Source organism: Streptomyces sp. NPDC059256 (assembly GCF_042753785.1).
GTDB lineage: Bacteria > Actinomycetota > Actinomycetes > Streptomycetales > Streptomycetaceae > Streptomyces.
On record NZ_JBHYZO010000004.1, the window covers coordinates 442,226 to 460,060 of the forward strand.

14 protein-coding genes and 1 tRNA gene are annotated in these 17,835 nt (G+C 68.5%); 9 read left to right on the plus strand and 6 right to left on the minus strand.

Annotation, left to right across the window (positions count from 1 at the left end):
* Nucleotides 1–304 precede the first annotated feature (304 nt).
* The 5 genes from ACFXJL_RS13410 (at nucleotide 305) to ACFXJL_RS13430 (ending at nucleotide 5,974) form a co-directional block, all read left to right on the plus strand.
* The gene (locus ACFXJL_RS13410; RefSeq protein ID WP_358879990.1) at nucleotides 305–775 is read left to right on the plus strand and encodes a septum formation initiator family protein; all 471 of its coding nucleotides are present in this window, start codon (nucleotides 305–307) and stop codon (nucleotides 773–775) included.
* 124 nt (nucleotides 776–899) lie between these two features.
* Nucleotides 900–1,439, plus strand: a complete 540-nt coding sequence (locus tag ACFXJL_RS13415) for a DUF501 domain-containing protein (RefSeq protein ID WP_384691943.1) — start codon at nucleotides 900–902, stop codon at nucleotides 1,437–1,439.
* A gap of 65 nt (nucleotides 1,440–1,504) precedes the next feature.
* Entirely contained in the window at nucleotides 1,505–2,419 is a 915-nt protein-coding gene (locus ACFXJL_RS13420; protein ID WP_384691947.1) for an exopolyphosphatase, read from the plus strand.
* Nucleotides 2,420–2,764: 345 nt separating this feature from the next.
* Complete coding sequence (locus tag ACFXJL_RS13425; protein ID WP_329020016.1) at nucleotides 2,765–4,150, plus strand: NAD(P)/FAD-dependent oxidoreductase; 1,386 nt, start codon at nucleotides 2,765–2,767, stop codon at nucleotides 4,148–4,150.
* 408 nt (nucleotides 4,151–4,558) lie between these two features.
* Nucleotides 4,559–5,974: a class I SAM-dependent methyltransferase gene (locus tag ACFXJL_RS13430; protein ID WP_384691951.1), complete on the plus strand. Its 1,416-nt coding sequence runs from the start codon at nucleotides 4,559–4,561 to the stop codon at nucleotides 5,972–5,974.
* A 93-nt stretch (nucleotides 5,975–6,067) separates the two neighbouring features.
* On the opposite strand, the gene ACFXJL_RS13435 is transcribed toward ACFXJL_RS13430, so the two are convergent.
* Nucleotides 6,068–8,614 (minus strand): ABC transporter permease, encoded by a 2,547-nt coding sequence (locus ACFXJL_RS13435; RefSeq protein ID WP_384691954.1) that lies wholly within the window; start codon nucleotides 8,612–8,614, stop codon nucleotides 6,068–6,070.
* Between the two features lie 49 nt (nucleotides 8,615–8,663).
* A complete protein-coding gene (locus ACFXJL_RS13440) occupies nucleotides 8,664–9,434 on the minus strand; it encodes an ABC transporter ATP-binding protein (protein WP_384691957.1) in 771 nt (256 codons plus the stop codon).
* A 560-nt stretch (nucleotides 9,435–9,994) separates the two neighbouring features.
* Between ACFXJL_RS13440 and ACFXJL_RS13445 the strand changes: the two genes are divergently transcribed.
* Nucleotides 9,995–10,076: transfer RNA gene (locus ACFXJL_RS13445), tRNA-Leu, on the plus strand.
* Nucleotides 10,077–10,741: 665 nt separating this feature from the next.
* Nucleotides 10,742–11,629, plus strand: coding sequence for a Bax inhibitor-1/YccA family protein (locus ACFXJL_RS13450; protein WP_384691960.1), 888 nt, complete (start codon nucleotides 10,742–10,744; stop codon nucleotides 11,627–11,629).
* A gap of 117 nt (nucleotides 11,630–11,746) precedes the next feature.
* Here ACFXJL_RS13450 and ACFXJL_RS13455 read toward each other — a convergent pair whose 3' ends face one another.
* Nucleotides 11,747–11,977 (minus strand): DUF4287 domain-containing protein, encoded by a 231-nt coding sequence (locus tag ACFXJL_RS13455; protein WP_358879997.1) that lies wholly within the window; start codon nucleotides 11,975–11,977, stop codon nucleotides 11,747–11,749.
* A 99-nt stretch (nucleotides 11,978–12,076) separates the two neighbouring features.
* Between ACFXJL_RS13455 and ACFXJL_RS13460 the strand changes: the two genes are divergently transcribed.
* Nucleotides 12,077–12,403 (plus strand): hypothetical protein, encoded by a 327-nt coding sequence (locus ACFXJL_RS13460; protein ID WP_358879998.1) that lies wholly within the window; start codon nucleotides 12,077–12,079, stop codon nucleotides 12,401–12,403.
* 40 nt (nucleotides 12,404–12,443) lie between these two features.
* On the opposite strand, the gene ACFXJL_RS13465 is transcribed toward ACFXJL_RS13460, so the two are convergent.
* The 3 genes from ACFXJL_RS13465 to ACFXJL_RS13475 all read right to left on the minus strand — a co-directional run bounded on the left by ACFXJL_RS13465 (nucleotide 12,444) and on the right by ACFXJL_RS13475 (nucleotide 16,147).
* Nucleotides 12,444–13,304 carry a hypothetical protein gene (locus ACFXJL_RS13465; protein ID WP_384640280.1) on the minus strand — a complete coding sequence of 287 codons (861 nt, stop codon included), beginning with the start codon at nucleotides 13,302–13,304 and terminating at the stop codon, nucleotides 12,444–12,446.
* A gap of 342 nt (nucleotides 13,305–13,646) precedes the next feature.
* Nucleotides 13,647–14,867 (minus strand): acetyl-CoA C-acetyltransferase, encoded by a 1,221-nt coding sequence (locus tag ACFXJL_RS13470; protein ID WP_358879999.1) that lies wholly within the window; start codon nucleotides 14,865–14,867, stop codon nucleotides 13,647–13,649.
* 263 nt (nucleotides 14,868–15,130) lie between these two features.
* Nucleotides 15,131–16,147 (minus strand): SGNH/GDSL hydrolase family protein, encoded by a 1,017-nt coding sequence (locus ACFXJL_RS13475; RefSeq protein ID WP_358880000.1) that lies wholly within the window; start codon nucleotides 16,145–16,147, stop codon nucleotides 15,131–15,133.
* 143 nt (nucleotides 16,148–16,290) lie between these two features.
* Here ACFXJL_RS13475 and ACFXJL_RS13480 point away from each other — a divergent pair, with 143 nt between their 5' ends.
* On the plus strand, nucleotides 16,291–17,691 hold the full coding sequence (locus ACFXJL_RS13480; RefSeq protein WP_358880001.1) for a cystathionine beta-synthase: 1,401 nt from the start codon (nucleotides 16,291–16,293) through the stop codon (nucleotides 17,689–17,691).
* Nucleotides 17,692–17,835: the final 144 nt, after the last annotated feature.

Consider the following 17,835-nt stretch of genomic DNA (forward strand, 5'->3'; position numbering starts at 1 on the left):
AACAACCCGGTTTTTTTGGCCGGCCCGTTCTTGTGTTTAAACGCGCCGGGGGCTGGGCCCGGGGGGGGCGCCGGGGGGGGGGGGCCGGGGCGGGTGGGGCCGCCCCCCCGCCAGTCTCCCTACGTCCCCGGCCACGGTCCCGTACCGTGTCCGGGGACGTAGGCACATGGCGGGCCCATCGGCCCCGGGCAGCAAATCACCTCCGTACGCACCCGTCGTACGGAACGGACGGTCCCGTCACGACGGACGGGTCCGGGCCGGCAGCCGTACGACACGGGTCACGGAGCAGGGGAGGCGGGACGACATGGCCGGGAAGAATCGCGACCGGTTCTCCACCGCGACCAGGCTGCGGCTGCTCGGCGAGCAGACCGCCGCCCGCGTCTACCGCTCCCAGACCAAGCGGCAGGCCCGCCGGTCCCGGCTCACCGGACGGGCGGCCTTCCTCGCCCTCGTGGTGTGCTCGCTGATCGTGGCCCTGGCCTATCCCATGCGCCAGTACGTGTCCCAACGCGGTGACATGTCCGATCAGCGTGACCGCATGGCCGAGGCGGAGCAGCACGTCGAGCGACTGCGGGACGAGAAGGCACGCCTCCAGGACGATGCGTACATCCGTCGTCTCGCCCGGGAGCACCTGCACTACGTGCTGCCGGGGGAGCGGGGATACACGATGATCGACCCCGAGAACGCCGAGCAGGAACGTGGCCGGGACGACACAGCCGACCGGCCCTGGTACTCCAACGTCTGGGACGGCGTCGACTCCGCGGACCGCGGCTGACGCGCGCATCTGCGAACCTGGTACGTCCCGGCGGCCCGGACGGATCCGTGGCCGCGATCTCCACCCTGAGCCCGTAGGACTCGTAGAACCGTTAGACCGTAGAACCGTTAGAGCCAAGGCAGGCATGGAAACCCCTCCTCCCCACACCGACCCGACCGAGCCCACCGACGCGGACATCGCGGCGTTCAAGGAACAGCTCGGCCGGCCGCCGCGCGGACTGCGCGCCATCGCGCACCGCTGCCCCTGCGGCCAACCCGACGTCGTCGAGACCGCACCCCGGCTGCCCGACGGCACCCCCTTCCCGACGCTGTACTACCTGACCTGCCCGCGGGCCGCATCGGCGATCGGCACGCTGGAGGCGAACGGCGTGATGAAGGAGATGACCGAGCGGCTGGAGAGCGATCCCGAACTGGCGGCGTCCTACCGCGCCGCCCATGACGACTACATCCAGCGCCGCGACGCCATCGAGGTGCTCCAGGGCTTCCCCAGCGCAGGCGGCATGCCGGACCGGGTGAAGTGCCTCCACGTCCTGGTGGGACATTCGCTGGCGGCGGGCCCCGGGGTGAATCCGCTCGGGGACGAGACGATCGCCCTGCTGCCCGAGTGGTGGCGCAAGGGCCCGTGCGTCACACCCTGTGCCCCCGACTCTGCGGAAGCCGGCTGAGCCGCCACTCCTCTCTTCTTGTCCTCCCCGTCTCTTCCCTCTCGTCCTTCTTATGAGGAGCGCGCATGACCCGCGTCGCCGCGATCGACTGCGGTACCAACTCCATCCGTCTGCTCGTCGCCGACGCGGACCCCGCCACCGGGCAGCTGGTGGAGCTCGATCGCCGCATGACCATCGTTCGGCTCGGCCAGGGAGTGGACCGCACGGGCAGGCTGGCGCCCGAGGCTCTGGAGCGCACCTTCGCCGCCTGCCGCGAGTACGCGGCGGTGATCGACGAGCACGGTGTGGAGCGGCTGCGCTTCGTGGCCACCTCGGCGTCCAGGGACGCCGAGAACAGGGACGATTTCGTCCGCGGCGTGCTGGCTGTCCTCGGTGTGGAGCCCGAGGTCATCAGCGGTGACCAGGAGGCCGAGTTCTCCTTCACCGGGGCGACCAAAGAACTGCCCGGCCACGAGGAGCGGCTGGTGGTGGACATCGGCGGTGGATCGACGGAGTTCGTCATCGGACGGGAGCGGGTGGAGGCCGCGAAGTCGGTGGACATCGGCTGTGTGCGGCTGACCGAGCGGCACGTCCGCAGCGATCCGCCCGCGCCGGCGGAGATCGCGGCCGTGCGGGCCGACATCGAAGCGGCACTCGACCTCGCGGAGCGGACCGTACCGCTCCAGGGTGCGCGCACCCTCGTGGGACTGGCCGGATCGGTGACGACGGTCGCCGGTATCGCGCTGGGTCTGGACGCCTACGACTCCACCGCGATCCACCACGCGCGGATCTCCGTGGAGCAGGTCAAGGGCATCGTCCAGAAGCTGGTGGACGCCACCCACGACGAGCGGGCGGCGATCCCGGTGATGCACCCGGGACGGGTGGACGTCATCGTCGCCGGCGCCTGTGTGCTGCTCGCCGTCATGGAGCGGATCGGCGCCGAAGAAGTGGTGGTCAGCGAGCACGACATCCTTGATGGGATCGCCTGGTCCGTCGCCTAGAAATGAAGTTCGTGAAGTTCTTCACAAGGAAAAGGGTCCTGATGGGGGCGGTTCGCGGCCGAAAAGCCACCCCTGGGGGCCGGTTGGGCCTTGAATGGGGGGTCGGCGGCCGGATCGAGGCCCTCCGGGCGGGTGTTTCCGTCAGCTGAACCAGGTCAGTGGTTTCCTCCCCGCCCGGATCTAAGGACCAGCTCACAGGCGGTTCCCAACGATCACCGAGGTGCAGTGGTTCCCTCGGGGGCGCATGACCTCGGTCACGAGGGCGCGCAGTGTAGCAGAGGTGGACCTACTCCTTGTGAAGGGGCTCACGAGCACCCTGTGTCAGGGGGGTGGATACTCGATGGCATGAGCACCACGGAGCGTCCCAGGATCCTCGTAGTTGGCGGGGGGTACGTAGGTCTGTATGCGGCGCGCCGCATCCTCAAGAAGATGCGGTACGGCGAGGCGACCGTCACGGTCGTCGACCCGCGCTCTTACATGACGTACCAGCCCTTCCTGCCCGAAGCAGCTGCCGGCAGCATTTCGCCGCGGCACGTCGTCGTACCGCTGCGACGCGTGCTGCCCAAGGCCGAAGTGCTCACCGGACGTGTCACCACCATTGACCAGGACCGCAAGGTAGCCACGATCTCCCCGCTGGTCGGTGAGGCGTACGAGCTCCCCTTCGACTACCTGGTGGTCGCGCTCGGTGCGATCTCCCGCACCTTCCCGATCCCCGGCCTCGCCGAGCAGGGCATCGGCATGAAGGGCATCGAAGAGGCCATCGGCCTGCGCAACCACGTGCTTGAGCAGCTCGACAAGGCCGACTCCACCACCGATGAAGAGGTCCGCCGCAAGGCGCTCACCTTCGTCTTCGTCGGCGGCGGCTTCGCCGGCGCCGAGACCATCGGCGAGGTGGAGGACCTGGCGCGGGACGCCGCCAAGTACTACTCCAACGTGAAGCGCGAGGACATGCGCTTCGTGCTGGTCGACGCCGCGGACAAGATCCTTCCCGAGGTCGGGCCCAAGCTCGGCAAGTACGGCAAGGAGCACCTTGAGGGCCGCGGCATCGAGATCTACCTCCAGACCTCGATGGACTCCTGCGTGGACGGCCACGTGGTACTCAAGAACGGCCTTGAGGTCGACTCCAACACCATCGTGTGGACCGCCGGTGTGAAGCCCAACCCGGCGCTCGCCCGCTACGGCCTGCCGCTCGGCCCCCGTGGACACGTCGACACCTCCACCTGCCTCCAGGTGCAGGGCCTCGACTACGCCTGGGCCGCCGGTGACAACGCCCAGGTGCCCGACGTCGCCGCCCGCAAGGCCGGCGTCGAGAACGCCTGGTGCCCGCCGAACGCCCAGCACGCGCTGCGCCAGGCGAAGGTCCTCGGCGACAACGTGATCTCCGGCATGCGGGGCTTCCCGCAGAAGGAGTACAGCCACGCCAACAAGGGCGCGGTGGCGGGCCTCGGCCTCCACAAGGGCGTCGCGATGATCGTCGTGGGCAAGGTGAAGATCAAGCTCCGCGGCCGTCTCGCGTGGTACATGCACCGTGGCTACCACGGTCTGGCCATGCCGACCTGGAACCGCAAGATCCGGGTGTTCGCCGACTGGACGCTCGCGATGTTCCTCAAGCGCGAAGTGGTCTCGCTCGGTGCGATCGAGACGCCTCGCGAAGAGTTCTACGAGGCCGCCAAGCCCACCCCGGTCGCCGCACAGGCGGCGCCCGCCCCCGAGAAGGCGAAGGCATCCTGACCTCGCCGCTCATCCGCAGTACCTGACCGAAGGGCCGTCCGCCATCCGTGGTGCGGGCGGCCCTTCGCCATGTCCGCGCCCGTCGGCACCACGCCTGCCCTCCCGTGTGGTGGCCATGACCGGTACCTACCCCCGTGGCACAAGGCTCCGGCACCCTTCGGGACCGCGTTCCCGTCCCTCCCCGTGACCGTTCGATGCCCTCGATCCGCACCGCCGACCGAGGGGCACACGGCCCGAACCGTGCGGGAGTGCCCCGTGATGGGAAGCACCCACAGTGCGTGCGTTGTTCACCGATCAGCACGCGTCATCAGTAAGCGTCATCAGTACGCGTCATTGGTAAGCGTCATCGGTACGACAGAACGAGCAGCAGTACGCACGCAGGCAGAACATCACCACGGAGGTCACACCATGGCCGACGCCGCACTGCGGTTGACCGCCCTAGCCGAGGAGTTGCTCGGCACGCGCTTTCCCGTACGCATCCGGGCCTGGGACGGATCGGAGTCGGGACCACCGGGCGGGCCCGTGCTCGTCGTACGGCACCGCAGGGCCCTGCGCCGGCTGCTGTGGCGCCCGGGTGAGCTGGGTCTGGCACGTGCCTGGGTGGCGGGGGACATCGAAGTGGAAGGCGATCTCTACGCCGTCCTCGACCAACTGGCCGGGCTCGTCTGGGACCGGACACCCAGCCCCGCGGCAAAGGAGAGCACCGGGGCGAGACCCCTTCCACCAGCGCGGCAAGGCGCTCGGGCGCATCGAGCCACCCGCGCCAAACGGCTCGGCACTGCAGCCCGCACCCGACTTCGCTTTCTGTTGGACCCCGTCCACCATTCGGCCGCCCGCACCCTCCTGCGCTGGGGCGGACCGCTCCCTCCGCCGGCTCCCCCCGCCGAGGAGGTCCCCCGGCGCCACGGCCCGCTCCACACCAAGCACCGCGACCGCCAGGCCATCAGCCACCACTACGACGTCGGCAACCCCTTCTACGAACTCGTCCTCGGGCCGTCCATGGTCTACTCCTGCGCCTACTGGAAGACCGGCCCGGGCGGCCCTGGCGACGCCGTGGTGGAGACGCTGGAGGATGCCCAACGCGACAAGCTCGACCTGGTCTGCCGCAAGCTCGGTCTGACGGAGGGCGATCGGCTGCTCGACGTCGGCTGCGGTTGGGGCTCGCTGGCCCTGCACGCTGCCCGTGAGTACGGCGTCCGGGTCACCGGGGTCACGCTCTCCGGGGAACAGGCCGCCTACGCCCGCAAGCGCATCGCGGAAGCCGGCCTCACCGACCGGATCGAGATTCGCGTCCAGGACTACCGGGACGTCAGGGACGGTCCGTACGACGCGATCTCCTCGATCGGGATGGCCGAGCACGTGGGTGCCACCCGCTATCGGGAGTACGCCGATCAGCTTCACGCGTTGCTCGCCCCCGGGGGCCGGTTGCTGAACCACCAGATCGGACGCCGGCCCGAGGGCGATGAGTCCGCCTATCGGCTCGACGACTTCATCGACCGCTATGTCTTCCCGGACGGTGAGCTGGCCCCCCTGGGCCGTACCGTCGGCACCCTGGAGGACGCCGGCTTCGAAGTGCGGGACGTGGAGTCCATCCGGGAGCACTACGGCCTCACCCTCCGCCGTTGGGTGGCCAATCTGGAGGCGCACTGGCCGACGGCGGTGCGGCTCACCTCGCCGGGGCGGGCGAGGGTCTGGCGGCTCTACATGGCGGCGAGCGCGTTGTCGTTCGAGCGCAACAGGATCGGCGTCAACCAGATCCTGGCGGTCCGGGCACGCCCGGACGGGGCGTCGGGCGTGCCCCTGCGCAGCCGTACCTGGAACTGAACGAGCCCCGGGGTAAGAGGGGCGTCATCAAAAAGGCCCCGCGCCGCCGAGCACGGTTGCTCGGCGGCGCGGGGCCCGGGACGAGGCCCGCGACTACTCCGTCTTGATTGCGGTCAGCATGTTCAGGCGGGCGGCGCTACGGGCCGGCCAGAGCGCGGCCAGTACCCCGACCACACCGGCCAGCAGCAGGAACAGTCCGATGCGGTCCATCGGGATGACGAGCTCGTAGTTCGGGATGCTGCTCTTGAACGTCTCGCCGATCGCCCAGGCCAGGAACGAGCCCAGGACGACTCCGATCACCGCGCCGAAGAGTGAGATCACGATGGCTTCCAGGCGGATCATGCGCTTGACCTTGGCCCGGTCCAGACCGATCGCCCGCAGCATGCCGATCTCCTGCTGACGTTCGAAGACCGACATCGCCAGGGTGTTGACCACTCCGAGGACCGCGATGATCAGGGCCATGCCCAACAGCCCGTACATCATGTACAGCATGGTGTTGATCATTCCGCCGAACATATTGCGGATGTCCTGACGGTCCATGATGTTCATACCGGGGTTGTCACCCAGCGCGTCCACCAGGGCCTGCTCATTGGCCTTGGTCTCGCCGCCGTCCATCTTGAGCCAGATCTCGGCGATGTAGGGCTTCTCGTAGTGCGGGTCCGCCAGCTTGGTGGAGACGACGAACGGGGAGAGGAACTCGTTGTTCTTGTAGATCGCGCCGACCGTCAGGTTCAGCGACTTGCGGGGCTCCCCGTCACCGATCTTGACGGCGAGCGGGTCACCGGCCTTCCAGCCGTTGTCCTTGGCGACCGACTCGGCGATGGCGACCTGTCCATCGGCGAGGGTGGAAAGGGAGCCGGAGATGGCCTCCATGGCGAAGACCTTCTCGACGTCACCGGGGGTGACGGCGGAGACGGCCCGGTCCTCGCCCTTGATCTCCATGTCCATCGCCTGCTGCGGAGTGATGGCCTCCACACCCTTGGCCTTCTGGAGCGCTTCGAGTGCCGAGCGGTCCATGGAGCCGCCGTTGGCCATGCTCACCAAGTAGTCACCGCGGACGTTGTCCGTGGTCATCCGGTCGATGGCCTGGCCCAGGGTGACACCGATGACGGTCAGGCCGGTGACCAGGGTGAGACCGATCGCCAGGGCGGAAGCCGTGGCACCGGTACGACGGGGGTTGCGGACCGCGTTCTGTCCTGCGAGCTTGCCCGCGACTCCGAACATCCGCTGGAGCAGCGGCTTGACCACGGCGATCATCGGCCGGGACAGCAGCGGGATCAGGATGATGACCCCGATGAGGGTGAGGAACGCACCGGCGCCGATCATCAGCCGGCCGTCGTTGCCGCCGGTCGAAGCACCGGCGAGGATGGCGCCCGCACCGGCGGCGGTGATGATGCTGCCGATGGTGTTCCGTACGACCAGGGACTTGGTCGAGGCCACCGCGTGCACACTGCTCATGGCGGCGACCGGGGCGATCTTCGCCGCTCGACGGGCGGGCAGCCAGGCGGCGAGGACGGTGATCAGCACACCGACGGCGAGTGCGGCGAGCACGGCCGTGGGGGAGACGATCAGTGGGCCGTTGGGGAGCTTCGCACCGAAGCTGCTGATGGCGGAGCGCAGCCCGACCGCGAGGCCGAGGCCGAGGACGAATCCGACGATGGAGGAGAGCAGACCCACCACCAACGCCTCAAGGATCACCGAGCGCTTGACCTGCCGACGTGAGGCGCCGACGGCGCGCAGCAGGGCCAGTTCCTTGGTGCGCTGGGCGACCAGCATCGTGAAGGTGTTGGCGATCAGGAAGGTGCCGACGAAGAGCGCGATAGCCGCGAAGGCGAGCAGCATGTTGTTGATCGCGCTCAACTCGGACTCGATGTCCTTGGCCTCCTGGTCGGCCAGCTTCTGTGCGGTCTGGGCTGCGGCGCCTTCCGGGAGCAGGGGCTCGACCGCGGCGAGGAGCTTCGCGTCCGACGTGCCGGGCGCGGCACTGACGGTGATGTCATGGTAGAAGCCGGGCTTCAGATAGAGCTTCTGCGCGACTGCGGTGTCGAACAGGACCAGGCTGCCGCCCGCGTTGACCGCACCGTCCTCGGTGGTGAAGATTCCCGAGAGCTTGTACTCCTGCACCGGCCCGTTGGTGGCGACGCGGACGGTGTCGCCGACCTCGTACTTGCCCTTCGTGGCGGTGTCCTTGTCCAGGGCGATCTGCCCCGCCTGCGCCGGTCCTGACCCCTTGGCGAAGTCGTACGCGGCGTCCTTGCCGTCCTTGCCGGCGGCGTAGTTGCCGCCCTTGTTGGCCCAGCCGCTGCCGATCAGCTTGCCCGACGGGTCGGCGACCCCGGCGAATCCGGAGACCCGGCCGGTGACGTCGGTGACACCGTCCAGCTTCTCGATCTTCTCCAGGGCGGTGGAGGGGATGCCCTCCTCCTTCTCGGCGCCGGCACCGATCTCGGAGGTGGAGCCGTTGGCCACCACGGCGATGCCGTCGTAACTCTTGGCCGATTGCTTGCTGAAGGCGTTGCCGAGGGTGTCGGTGAAGACCAGGGTGCCCGAGACGAAGGCCACGCCGAGCATCACGGCGAGCGCGGTCATCAGCAATCTGGCTTTGTGCGCGAGCACATTGCGCAAGGCGGTACGGAACATGTCAGTCAGTCCTGTGGTGAGAGCCGGAGGTCGACGAGTCGGCCGATGGTCAGCTGGTCCGGCCCTTGGCGTCGAATGCCTTCATCTGGTCGAGGACGCCGTCCGCGGTGGGGTGCATCATCTCGTTGACGACCCGGCCGTCGGCCAGGAAGATCACGCGGTCCGAGTAGGAGGCGGCCACCGGGTCGTGGGTGACCATGACGACGGTCTGACCCAGTTCGCGCACCGAGTTGCGGAGGAAGCCGAGGACTTCGGCGCCGGAGCGGGAGTCCAGGTTTCCGGTGGGCTCGTCACCGAAGATGATGTCCGGCTGGGAGGCCAGGGCGCGAGCGACGGCGACGCGCTGCTGCTGGCCGCCGGAGAGCTCCGTGGGACGGTGGCTGAGGCGGTCACGCAGACCCACCATGTCGATGACGGTTTCCAGCCACTGCTTGTCGGGCTTGCGGCCGGCGATGTCCATGGGGAGCGTGATGTTCTCCAGGGCGGTGAGCGTCGGCAGCAGGTTGAACGCCTGGAAGATGAAGCCGATCTTGTCCCGGCGCAACTGGGTGAGCTGCTTGTCCTTCAGGGTGCCGAGTTCGGTGTCGCCGATGCGCACGGAGCCGGAGCTGAAGGTGTCGAGGCCGGCGACGCAGTGCATCAGGGTGGACTTGCCGGAGCCGGACGGGCCCATGATGGCGGTGAACTCCGCCTGGCGGAAGTCCACGCTGACTCGGTCGAGCGCGACCACCTGGGTCTCGCCCTGTCCGTACACCTTGGACAGATCCGTGGCGCGGGCGGCCACGGCGGTGGCGCGGTGTGCGATGGGCGTGGTGGTCACGAGGAAGGGCTCCTGTTGCGTCGGCTGTGAGCTTGCTGGGGGACGTGTCCCATCCTGGCCGCCGTCTGGGCGCCGATCGTCAGCCCCCGTGCCCGTTCCCGAGGCCCTCTTTGGGCGGACTGCGAGGGGTGGTCATCCTCCTTGGGTATGACGGTGTCCCCGAGGGGGAATGAGCCCGCAGACCGGAAGAGAAGAGTCCGTTCTCGCTCCCCGTCATGGCTCGGCCAGGGCCGGTTGGCGGCCCGCCATTCCGCTGAGTGATATACGGGAAGTCCCTGCGCCGGGACCAGTGTGACGAGGGTGACCCGGCGACTGATGTGCGCGACTCGACCGAGCCATCGGGCAAGAGGTCGAACCAGTGGCAGTTGCGGCGAATTTCCGTCAATCACGTGTCAACACATGGATGCCCACCTGTTGGGATGGCGCCGTCGGGATCTCCCTCCACCTGGGCTGACGCACCCTCAAGCGGCAATAAAATAAGACAACATCGGGCCAGGGGGGCACCGGGCGTATCGATCTACCCGGATAGGCTCCTGTGCTTACGCGGAGCCGCGCACCTGGCCCGGATGGTGGAATGCAGACACGGCGAGCTTAAACCTCGCTGGCCTTCGGGCCGTGCCGGTTCGAGTCCGGCTCCGGGCACTCTCCGGAGTCGAATTTCGACCCGGAGTGGTTGAATCCTTGACCTCCATTGACTCTCAGGGGTCACACGTTCGAGTGATTTCAGCATCACTCGACAGTGGGCGGCCCCACGGGCTCCCGTTCTTGGGGATGAGGGCGAGCCGGGCGGAGGATGCATCCCCGATCGCCCCGTGGCGGACGGTCTCGGTGGATGACTTGGCTTGATCTCAACCATTGCCAGGGTCTGGTAGTGAGCGTCTCCCGTGATCCTGGGCGCCCGGCAGTACTGCTGTCGAGCGCCCGCGTCGGCGGCTCGTCTCTATCTCCCCCCTCTCCCTCCCCTCCCTCCTCCCTTCCTTCTTCTGATGCCCCCGTCCCTTCCCCTTCCTTCTCTCTTGCTCCTTCGCCGCCTCCCCCTCCTTTGCTTCCTGTCTTCGGTGGGGCTCAGCGCTTCTCGGCCTTCGGCGCCGGTCACCCGTTGGGTCGATTCGACGGGCGCCGGAGTGATCCGCGGCACCCTCGATGGGTGTAAGGGCTTCCCCGCACCTGAGGGAGGGTGAAATGTCGTGAATCGCCTGTTGTGTGGGTCACGATCGGGAAAGATCCTCCTGGAGCATTAGGGTGCTTTCTTTGCACCCGCATTACTCTTGACGCAAGGCCGCGCAGGGTGGCCATGGAGGAGTGAGATGAGGAGCAGTAACCCGGTCTTCTCGCGACGGGGGTTCAGCCGCGACAACGGCTATGCGGGCTTCAACGCGCAGCCGCAGGCCGGGGGCCCCGCCGTAGCGACCAACCCCTACGGGCAGGGCACCGGCAACCCGTACGCGACCAACCCGTACGCACCGGCTGACACCCAGCTCGGCGGGGACCAGCAGGCCCCCGCCCGTTCCAACGTGATGACCATCGACGACGTCGTCTCGCGCACCGCGATGACGCTCGGCACCGTCGTGGTCACCGCCGCCCTCTCCTGGTTCCTGCTGCCAGTCGACCAGGACAGCATCGGCAAGTCGTACGGCATCGCCATCGGCGCCGCGCTGATCGCGATGGTCCTGGCGCTCGTCCAGGCGTTCAAGAGCAAGCCGGTTCCGGCGCTGATCCTGAGCTACGCCGCGTTCGAGGGTGTCTTCCTCGGAGTCATCTCCAGCGCGGTCAGCACCTACATCAGTGCGGGTGTCGTTCCCCAGGCGGTCCTGGGCACGATGGCCGTCTTCGCGGGCGTACTCATCGCGTACAAGATGCGCTGGATCCGGGTCAACCGTCGCTTCTACGGCTTCGTCATGGCCGCGGCGATGGGCTTCATGATCCTGATGGCCGTGAACCTGCTGTTCGCGCTCATCGCTGGCGGGGACGGCCTCGGCTTCCGCAGCGGTGGCCTGGGCATCCTGTTCGGTGTCATCGGCATCATCCTCGGCGCCTGCTTCCTCGCGCTCGACTTCAAGCAGGTCGAGGACGGGCTCACCTACGGTGCGCCGCGCGAGGAGTCCTGGCTGGCGGCCTTCGGCCTCACCCTGACCCTCGTCTGGATCTACCTGGAGATGCTGCGTCTCCTGTCGATCCTGCAGGGCAACGACTGACACGTCGTACAGAAGGGCCCGCAGGCGCTGCCTGCGGGCCCTTCCGCATGTCGAGACGTCGAGACGTCGAGACGTCGAGGGGGAAATCGGGGTCGTCGGGGGGAGTCGGGGGGACTGCTACAGCAGTCTGCGGGCGGCACGCCTCAGGTCGTACTCGTGGATGATCGCTTTGGCGTGGCCGTACGCGAGATCGTGTTCGCCCCGGAGCCAGCTGACCTTCTCCTCGAAACGGAAGAGGGAGGGGCCTTCCTCGACGGTGCGGAGCCAGTCGGAGATCTCGCGACCAGTGCATTGTGGGATTCGGGAGAGCAGATTGCGGTGTGTCTCTTCGGAGAAGACTGGGGACATCGGCGCCTCCGGACGCGTTGCGCGTGTGCTCCTTTCGGACACCGTGCCTGAGGGTTCGCGTATTGGCAACAGTCCGGGACGGGCGCATAGGGTCGCGGTGTGCTGGATACGACAGAGCTGACCGCGGTTGCCGACCGCTTCGCCGACCGTCTGCGGGTCGCCCCGCAGAGCCGCCTCCAACGCGGGGCGGCGGCCGAGGCACTCGCGCTGGCCAGGGAGTTGTCCCTACGGGCCCAACGGATCGAAGCCCCCGAGCAGCAGCCGAGAACCATGCCCGACGTCGGGCTCTTCGCCGTGGGGGATCAACTGCTCGTTGCCACGGCAGATTTGGCCGAGGCGCTGCGAACGGCCCCGTCCCCCCGGTCGGCGGAGGTGGACGAGGCCGTGGTCCTGGTCCGGGCGGCCATGGAGCGCGCCTTCACGTAGGTGTGGCCGTCGGTGGGCCCCGCCCGCTGGTTTCCGCGGGTCAGAGCGAGGCTATGACGCGGTCGGCGAGTATGTAGACGCTCTCCTCGCCACAGACGAAGGTCAGGGCGTACGCCCCGGAGACGCTGGAGCCGCCCAGCAGGATCGGCGTGTCACCGGAGCGCAGGGCCGTCGCGAGGCGCTCGGCGGTCTCACGGTGGCCCGGGGTCATGCACAGCGTCGTACCGTCGGTGAAGACGTACACGTCGAGCGTGCCGAGCGGCCCCGGCCGTACGTCCGCCAGCTCGGTCCGGGCGGCGGCGAGCTGCTCCAGCCGCTCCACGGTCCGCTCGTGGTCGGTGACCATCGGCGATTGGACGGGCACGAAGTCGGGGTGGGAAGGGTGACGGCGGCGGGCGGCGGCCAGCTCGGGCGAGTCCTCCGCGAACTCGGTCACCTCGGGGAGGTCGGCGAAGTCCACCAGATCGTCCTGAACGGCCTCGATCGCCTCCAGGTCGAGGGCCTCCAGGCCGATGAAGTCGCTCTGCCGGGGGACGTAGTACGGCAACTCGTCACCCGGTGCTCCCAGACCGCTCGCCAGGGCCGCGGGAGCGTCGCCCGCGAGGGCTGGCGCGTCGGCGGCGTCGCGGGACTCCTGTGCGGCCCAGAAGGCGCGGGCGTCCGCCAGTTCCCGTTCACGCTCCTCGGCGAGGGCTTCGGCGACCGCTGCCCGGATCTCTGCGACAGGTGTCGCACGTGCCTGGGGCACGACCGCGATCGGGTGCTCAGCACCGATGCGATGGAGGTCGGACAGCTCGGTGCGCAGGGCCGTGACCTGCCGGCGAAGCCCGTGGGCGGCGTGCAGGGCAGCGGCACCCACGACCGTTGCGGCGGCCGTGGTCAGCAGCAGGGCAATAGACATGGCGCTCACTGACGTACTCCCGTTTTCGTCGACACCCCCGACTTCCTACCTCAGCTTGCGATGGGCCTGGCCAAACTGTCAGTGCATTACGTCACAAATTGGACAGGTCTTTTGGCCCGGTGTTTACTGCCGAACAGGTTTGACCTGCGGATATATAGGCGCCGCAGGGCGTAGGTCACATCCTGGGGCAGTTTCGGTCACGACTTGGCCCTGGGTGCCATGACGGTGGCACGCGGTGGCGATCGAGCCGTCGATCAGCGGCTCGGGCCGAGGGCGGCGGCTTCGGCGCGGGTCCGCATTGCCCTGCGCTGAAGCGCCGCCGCTCGGTGGGGTCCGTCGTCGTCAGCTGAGCCGCTCGATGACCATGGCCATGCCCTGGCCGCCGCCGACGCACATGGTCTCCAGCGCGAACTGCTTGTCGTGGAACTGGAGGCTGTTGATCAGCGTGCCGGTGATCCGGGCACCGGTCATGCCGTAGGGGTGGCCCACCGCGATGGCGCCGCCGTTGACGTTCAGCTTGTCGATGTCGATGCCCAGATCCCGGTACGAGGGGATCACCTGGGCCGCGAACGCTTCGTTGATCTCGACGAGGTCGATGTCGTCCACGGTCATCCCGGCCCGGGCGAGGGCCTGTCGCGACGCCTCGACCGGCCCGTACCCCATGATCTCCGGCGAGAGCCCGGAGACTCCGGTGGAGACGATCCGGGCGAGCGGGGTCAGACCCAGCTCGCTCGCCTTGGTGTCACTCATGATCACCAGTGCGGCGGCGCCGTCGTTGAGCGGGCAGCAGTTGCCGGCGGTGATCAGTCCGTCGGGGCGGAACACCGGCTTCAGTCCGGCGACGCCCTCCAGGGTCACTCCGGCGCGGGGGCCGTCGTCCTTGCTGACGACCGTGCCGTCAGGGGTGGTGACGGGGGTGATCTCCCGCTCCCAGAACCCCGCGGCGATGGCCGCCTCGGCCAGGTTCTGCGAGCGGACGCCGAACTCGTCCATGTCCTGGCGGGTGACGTTCTTGAGTTGGGCGAGGTTCTCGGCGGTCTGGCCCATGGCGATGTACGCGTCGGGAAGCAGGCCGTCCTCGCGCGGGTCGTGCCAGCTCTCGCCGCCGCCCTCCGCAGTCCTGGCGGTACGGGCCTGGGCCTGCTCGAAGAGGGGGTTGCGGGTGTCGGGCAGGCCGTCGGACGAGCCCTTGGCGAATCGGGAGACCATCTCGACCCCGGCCGAGATGAAGACGTCCCCTTCGCCGGCCTTGATGGCGTGGAAGGCCATGCGGGAGGTCTGGAGCGACGACGAGCAGTAGCGGGTGATCGTGCACCCGGGCAGATGGTCCATCCCCATCTGTACGGCCACGATCCGACCGAGGTTGTGCCCCTGCTCGCCGCCGGGGAGACCGCAGCCGAGCATCAGGTCGTCGATGTCCCTCGGGTCCAGCTCCGGCACCTTGGCGAGGGCCGCCGCGATGATCGTCGCGGTCAGGTCGTCGGCCCGCAGGTCCTTGAGGGAGCCCTTGAAGGCCCTGCCGATGGGGGAGCGGGCGGCGGAAACGATGACGGCTTCGGGCATCGAGGGCTCCAGAGGCTGGGGGAGGGTTCCGTCGGAAGTTACCTGGAGGTAGTGGTGGGGGTCACGCGTGCCGGCGTGTGATCGTCACCTCAATTCTAAGCGAGCGCTCGCTTCGGAGTCGGGAGAGGGAAGCCGGGAGGGGGAAGAGGGGGAACGGGCGGCCCGGTGCACCACCCCTTCCCCCACCCTGTCCGTTCCCGCCTTCCTGGAGACGTGCTCGCCCTGCCCGCAGACGGGACGGGTGGCCCGCCACCCGGCACGGACTAGCGGTGCGTCGCCTCCGTCGGTGACGGCTCGGCCGCGTCCGGGGTCGAAGCGGGCTCTGGCAGCCGCCGCCTCCTGCGGTGCTTGAGCAGTGCCCAGGGGGCGCGGGCCCCCGTGACCTCGGTACCGGCCTCCTTCGCCGCCTCCGCCGCGGCCTTCGCCACCGGGAGCATCCCCTCGTCCCGACGGGCGTCCGGCCGGTCCGACTCGGGCCAGACCCCGAGCGCCGCACAGACGGTCGGCAGCATCGCCATCGCCGCCGTCGCATATCCCTCGGCGGAGGGGTGGTAGTTGTCCGCGCCGAACATCTCCCGTGGATTGGCGGCGAACTCCGGCCCCAGCAGATCCCCCAGCGAGACCGTCCGTCCGCCCTGCTCCACCGTCACGATCGTCTGGGCCGCCGCGAGTTGCCTGGATGCCCTGCGGGCCAGCCAGCGCAGCGGCTGGTACACCGGTTCGATGGTGCCCAGGTCGGGGCAGGTGCCCACCACCACTTCGGCTCCGGACGTACGCAGTCTGCGCACCGCGGAGGCCAGATGGCGCACTGATTCGGTCGCCGGGATCCGGTGGGTGACGTCATTCGCGCCGATCATGATCACACAGATGTCCGGCTGTCTGGAGGTGTCCGCCAGCAGGGCGGTGACCTGTCGTTCCAGATCGTCCGACCGTGCCCCGGGCTGTGCGACGTTGCACACTTCGACCGGCCGTTCCGCGACCGCTGCGAGCCCCGATGCCAGCAGCGCTCCCGGAGTCTGGCTGGCTCTGCGGACCCCCTGGCCCGCTGCCGTGGAGTCGCCCAGCAGTCCCAGGAGCATCGGGTTCGTGCGCCCGAAGGCCAGCCCGTAGAGTCCGTCGCCGCGGGGTGGAACGGGAGCCGTACCCCCTCCGACCGTGCGTTTCGCCAACTGCACCTCTGCGACCACGACGCCCATGGTCGCCACTCCGAGCAGGCCGATGCTTCCGCCGCCGTAGGCGGCGCCTGCTGCGATGCGCCGTGCCACTCTTGCCCTCGACACCGTCCGGACCTCCTCTCCTCGCCCTCCGACGCTGCGAGCTACTCGTCGGTTATGAGCTAACTGCCCCGTAGTCGCCATCGCCCAATCCCGCACCGGTCCGCTTACTCTGGCCGCATTCACTACGGAGATCCCGGAGAAACATTGTGCGCATTCACCACTCGATGATCAGTCTTGTCGGCAATACCCCATTGGTGAAGCTCAACAGCGTGACCGAGGGCATTCAGGCGACGGTCCTGGCCAAGGTCGAGTACTTCAACCCAGGCGGCTCGGTGAAGGACCGCATCGCCGTGCGCATGATCGAGGCGGCGGAGGAGAGCGGGGCGCTGCTGCCCGGGGGCACCATCGTGGAGCCGACCAGCGGCAACACCGGTGTGGGGCTGGCGATCGTGGCCCAGCAGAAGGGCTACAAGTGCATCTTCGTCTGCCCGGACAAGGTCTCCACGGACAAGATCAATGTGCTGCGGGCGTACGGTGCGGAGGTCGTCGTCTGCCCCACCGCCGTCGACCCGGAGCATCCCGACTCGTACTACAACGTCTCCGACCGCCTGGTCCAGGAGACCCCGGGGGCCTGGAAGCCCGACCAGTACTCGAACCCCAACAACCCCCGTTCGCACTATGAGACGACCGGTCCCGAGCTGTGGGAACAGACCGAGGGAAAGATCACCCATTTCGTCGCGGGCGTCGGCACGGGCGGCACGATCTCCGGCACCGGTCGCTACCTCAAGGACGTCAGCGACGGCACTGTGGCCGTGATCGGCGCCGACCCCGAGGGCTCCGTCTACAGCGGTGGTTCCGGTCGCCCCTACCTGGTCGAGGGCGTCGGTGAGGACTTCTGGCCCACCGCCTACGACCGGACGGTGACCGACGAGATCGTCGCCGTGTCCGACAAGGACTCCTTCCAGATGACCCGCCGCCTCGCGAAGGAAGAGGGCCTCCTGGTCGGCGGCTCCTGCGGTATGGCGGTCGTGGCGGCACTGAGGGTCGCCGAGCGCCTCGGACCGGACGACGTGGTGGTCGTCCTGCTTCCCGACAGCGGACGCGGCTACCTCAGCAAGATCTTCAACGATGAATGGATGGCCGACTACGGCTTCCTGGAGGGCTCTGGTCCCTCCGCATCCGTCGGTGACGTGCTGCGCCACAAGGAGGGGGGCAAGATCCCCAGCCTGGTGCACATGCACCCGGAGGAGACCGTGGGCGACGCGATCGAGGTGCTGCGCGAGTACGGCGTGTCCCAGATGCCGATCGTGAAGCCCGGCGCCGGCCACCCCGATGTGATGGCCGCAGAGGTCATCGGTTCGGTGGTGGAACGTGAACTACTCGGAGCCCTCTACACCGAGCGCGCCACCCTGAGCGACTCGCTGGAGAAGCACATGAGTGCCCCCCTGCCGCAGGTCGGATCGGGTGAGCCGGTCGCCGACCTGATGAGCGTGCTCAGCGACACCACGCATGCGGCGGACGCCGCGATCGTCCTGGTGGAGGGCAAGCCCAAGGGTGTGGTGAGCCGCCAGGACCTGCTGGCGTTCCTCGCCGGCGGCGGAAACTAACGCTCTTCGCGAGGGCCGTCCCCGTACCCCTGGAGCACAGGACGACGTCAAAGGTGCTTCCCGCGCCGTAGGCGGGTACGGGGTCTCACGATCGGCACACGGGTGTCACATCCAGGCAGCATCCGCTTAACACCCGTCCTGCAC

Excerpts from the sequence above, each read along its gene's own strand:
- ACFXJL_RS13415 (WP_384691943.1), top strand. The coding sequence starts at position 900 with ATGGAAACCCCTCCTCCCCACACCGACCCGACCGAGCCCACCGACGCG.
- ACFXJL_RS13420 (WP_384691947.1), top strand. The coding sequence starts at position 1,505 with ATGACCCGCGTCGCCGCGATCGACTGCGGTACCAACTCCATCCGTCTG.
- ACFXJL_RS13450 (WP_384691960.1), top strand. The coding sequence starts at position 10,742 with ATGAGGAGCAGTAACCCGGTCTTCTCGCGACGGGGGTTCAGCCGCGAC.
- ACFXJL_RS13435 (WP_384691954.1), bottom strand. The coding sequence starts at position 8,614 with ATGTTCCGTACCGCCTTGCGCAATGTGCTCGCGCACAAAGCCAGATTG.
- ACFXJL_RS13430 (WP_384691951.1), top strand. The coding sequence starts at position 4,559 with ATGGCCGACGCCGCACTGCGGTTGACCGCCCTAGCCGAGGAGTTGCTC.
- ACFXJL_RS13465 (WP_384640280.1), bottom strand. The coding sequence starts at position 13,304 with ATGTCTATTGCCCTGCTGCTGACCACGGCCGCCGCAACGGTCGTGGGT.
- ACFXJL_RS13425 (WP_329020016.1), top strand. The coding sequence starts at position 2,765 with ATGAGCACCACGGAGCGTCCCAGGATCCTCGTAGTTGGCGGGGGGTAC.
- ACFXJL_RS13470 (WP_358879999.1), bottom strand. The coding sequence starts at position 14,867 with ATGCCCGAAGCCGTCATCGTTTCCGCCGCCCGCTCCCCCATCGGCAGG.
- ACFXJL_RS13410 (WP_358879990.1), top strand. The coding sequence starts at position 305 with ATGGCCGGGAAGAATCGCGACCGGTTCTCCACCGCGACCAGGCTGCGG.
- ACFXJL_RS13455 (WP_358879997.1), bottom strand. The coding sequence starts at position 11,977 with ATGTCCCCAGTCTTCTCCGAAGAGACACACCGCAATCTGCTCTCCCGA.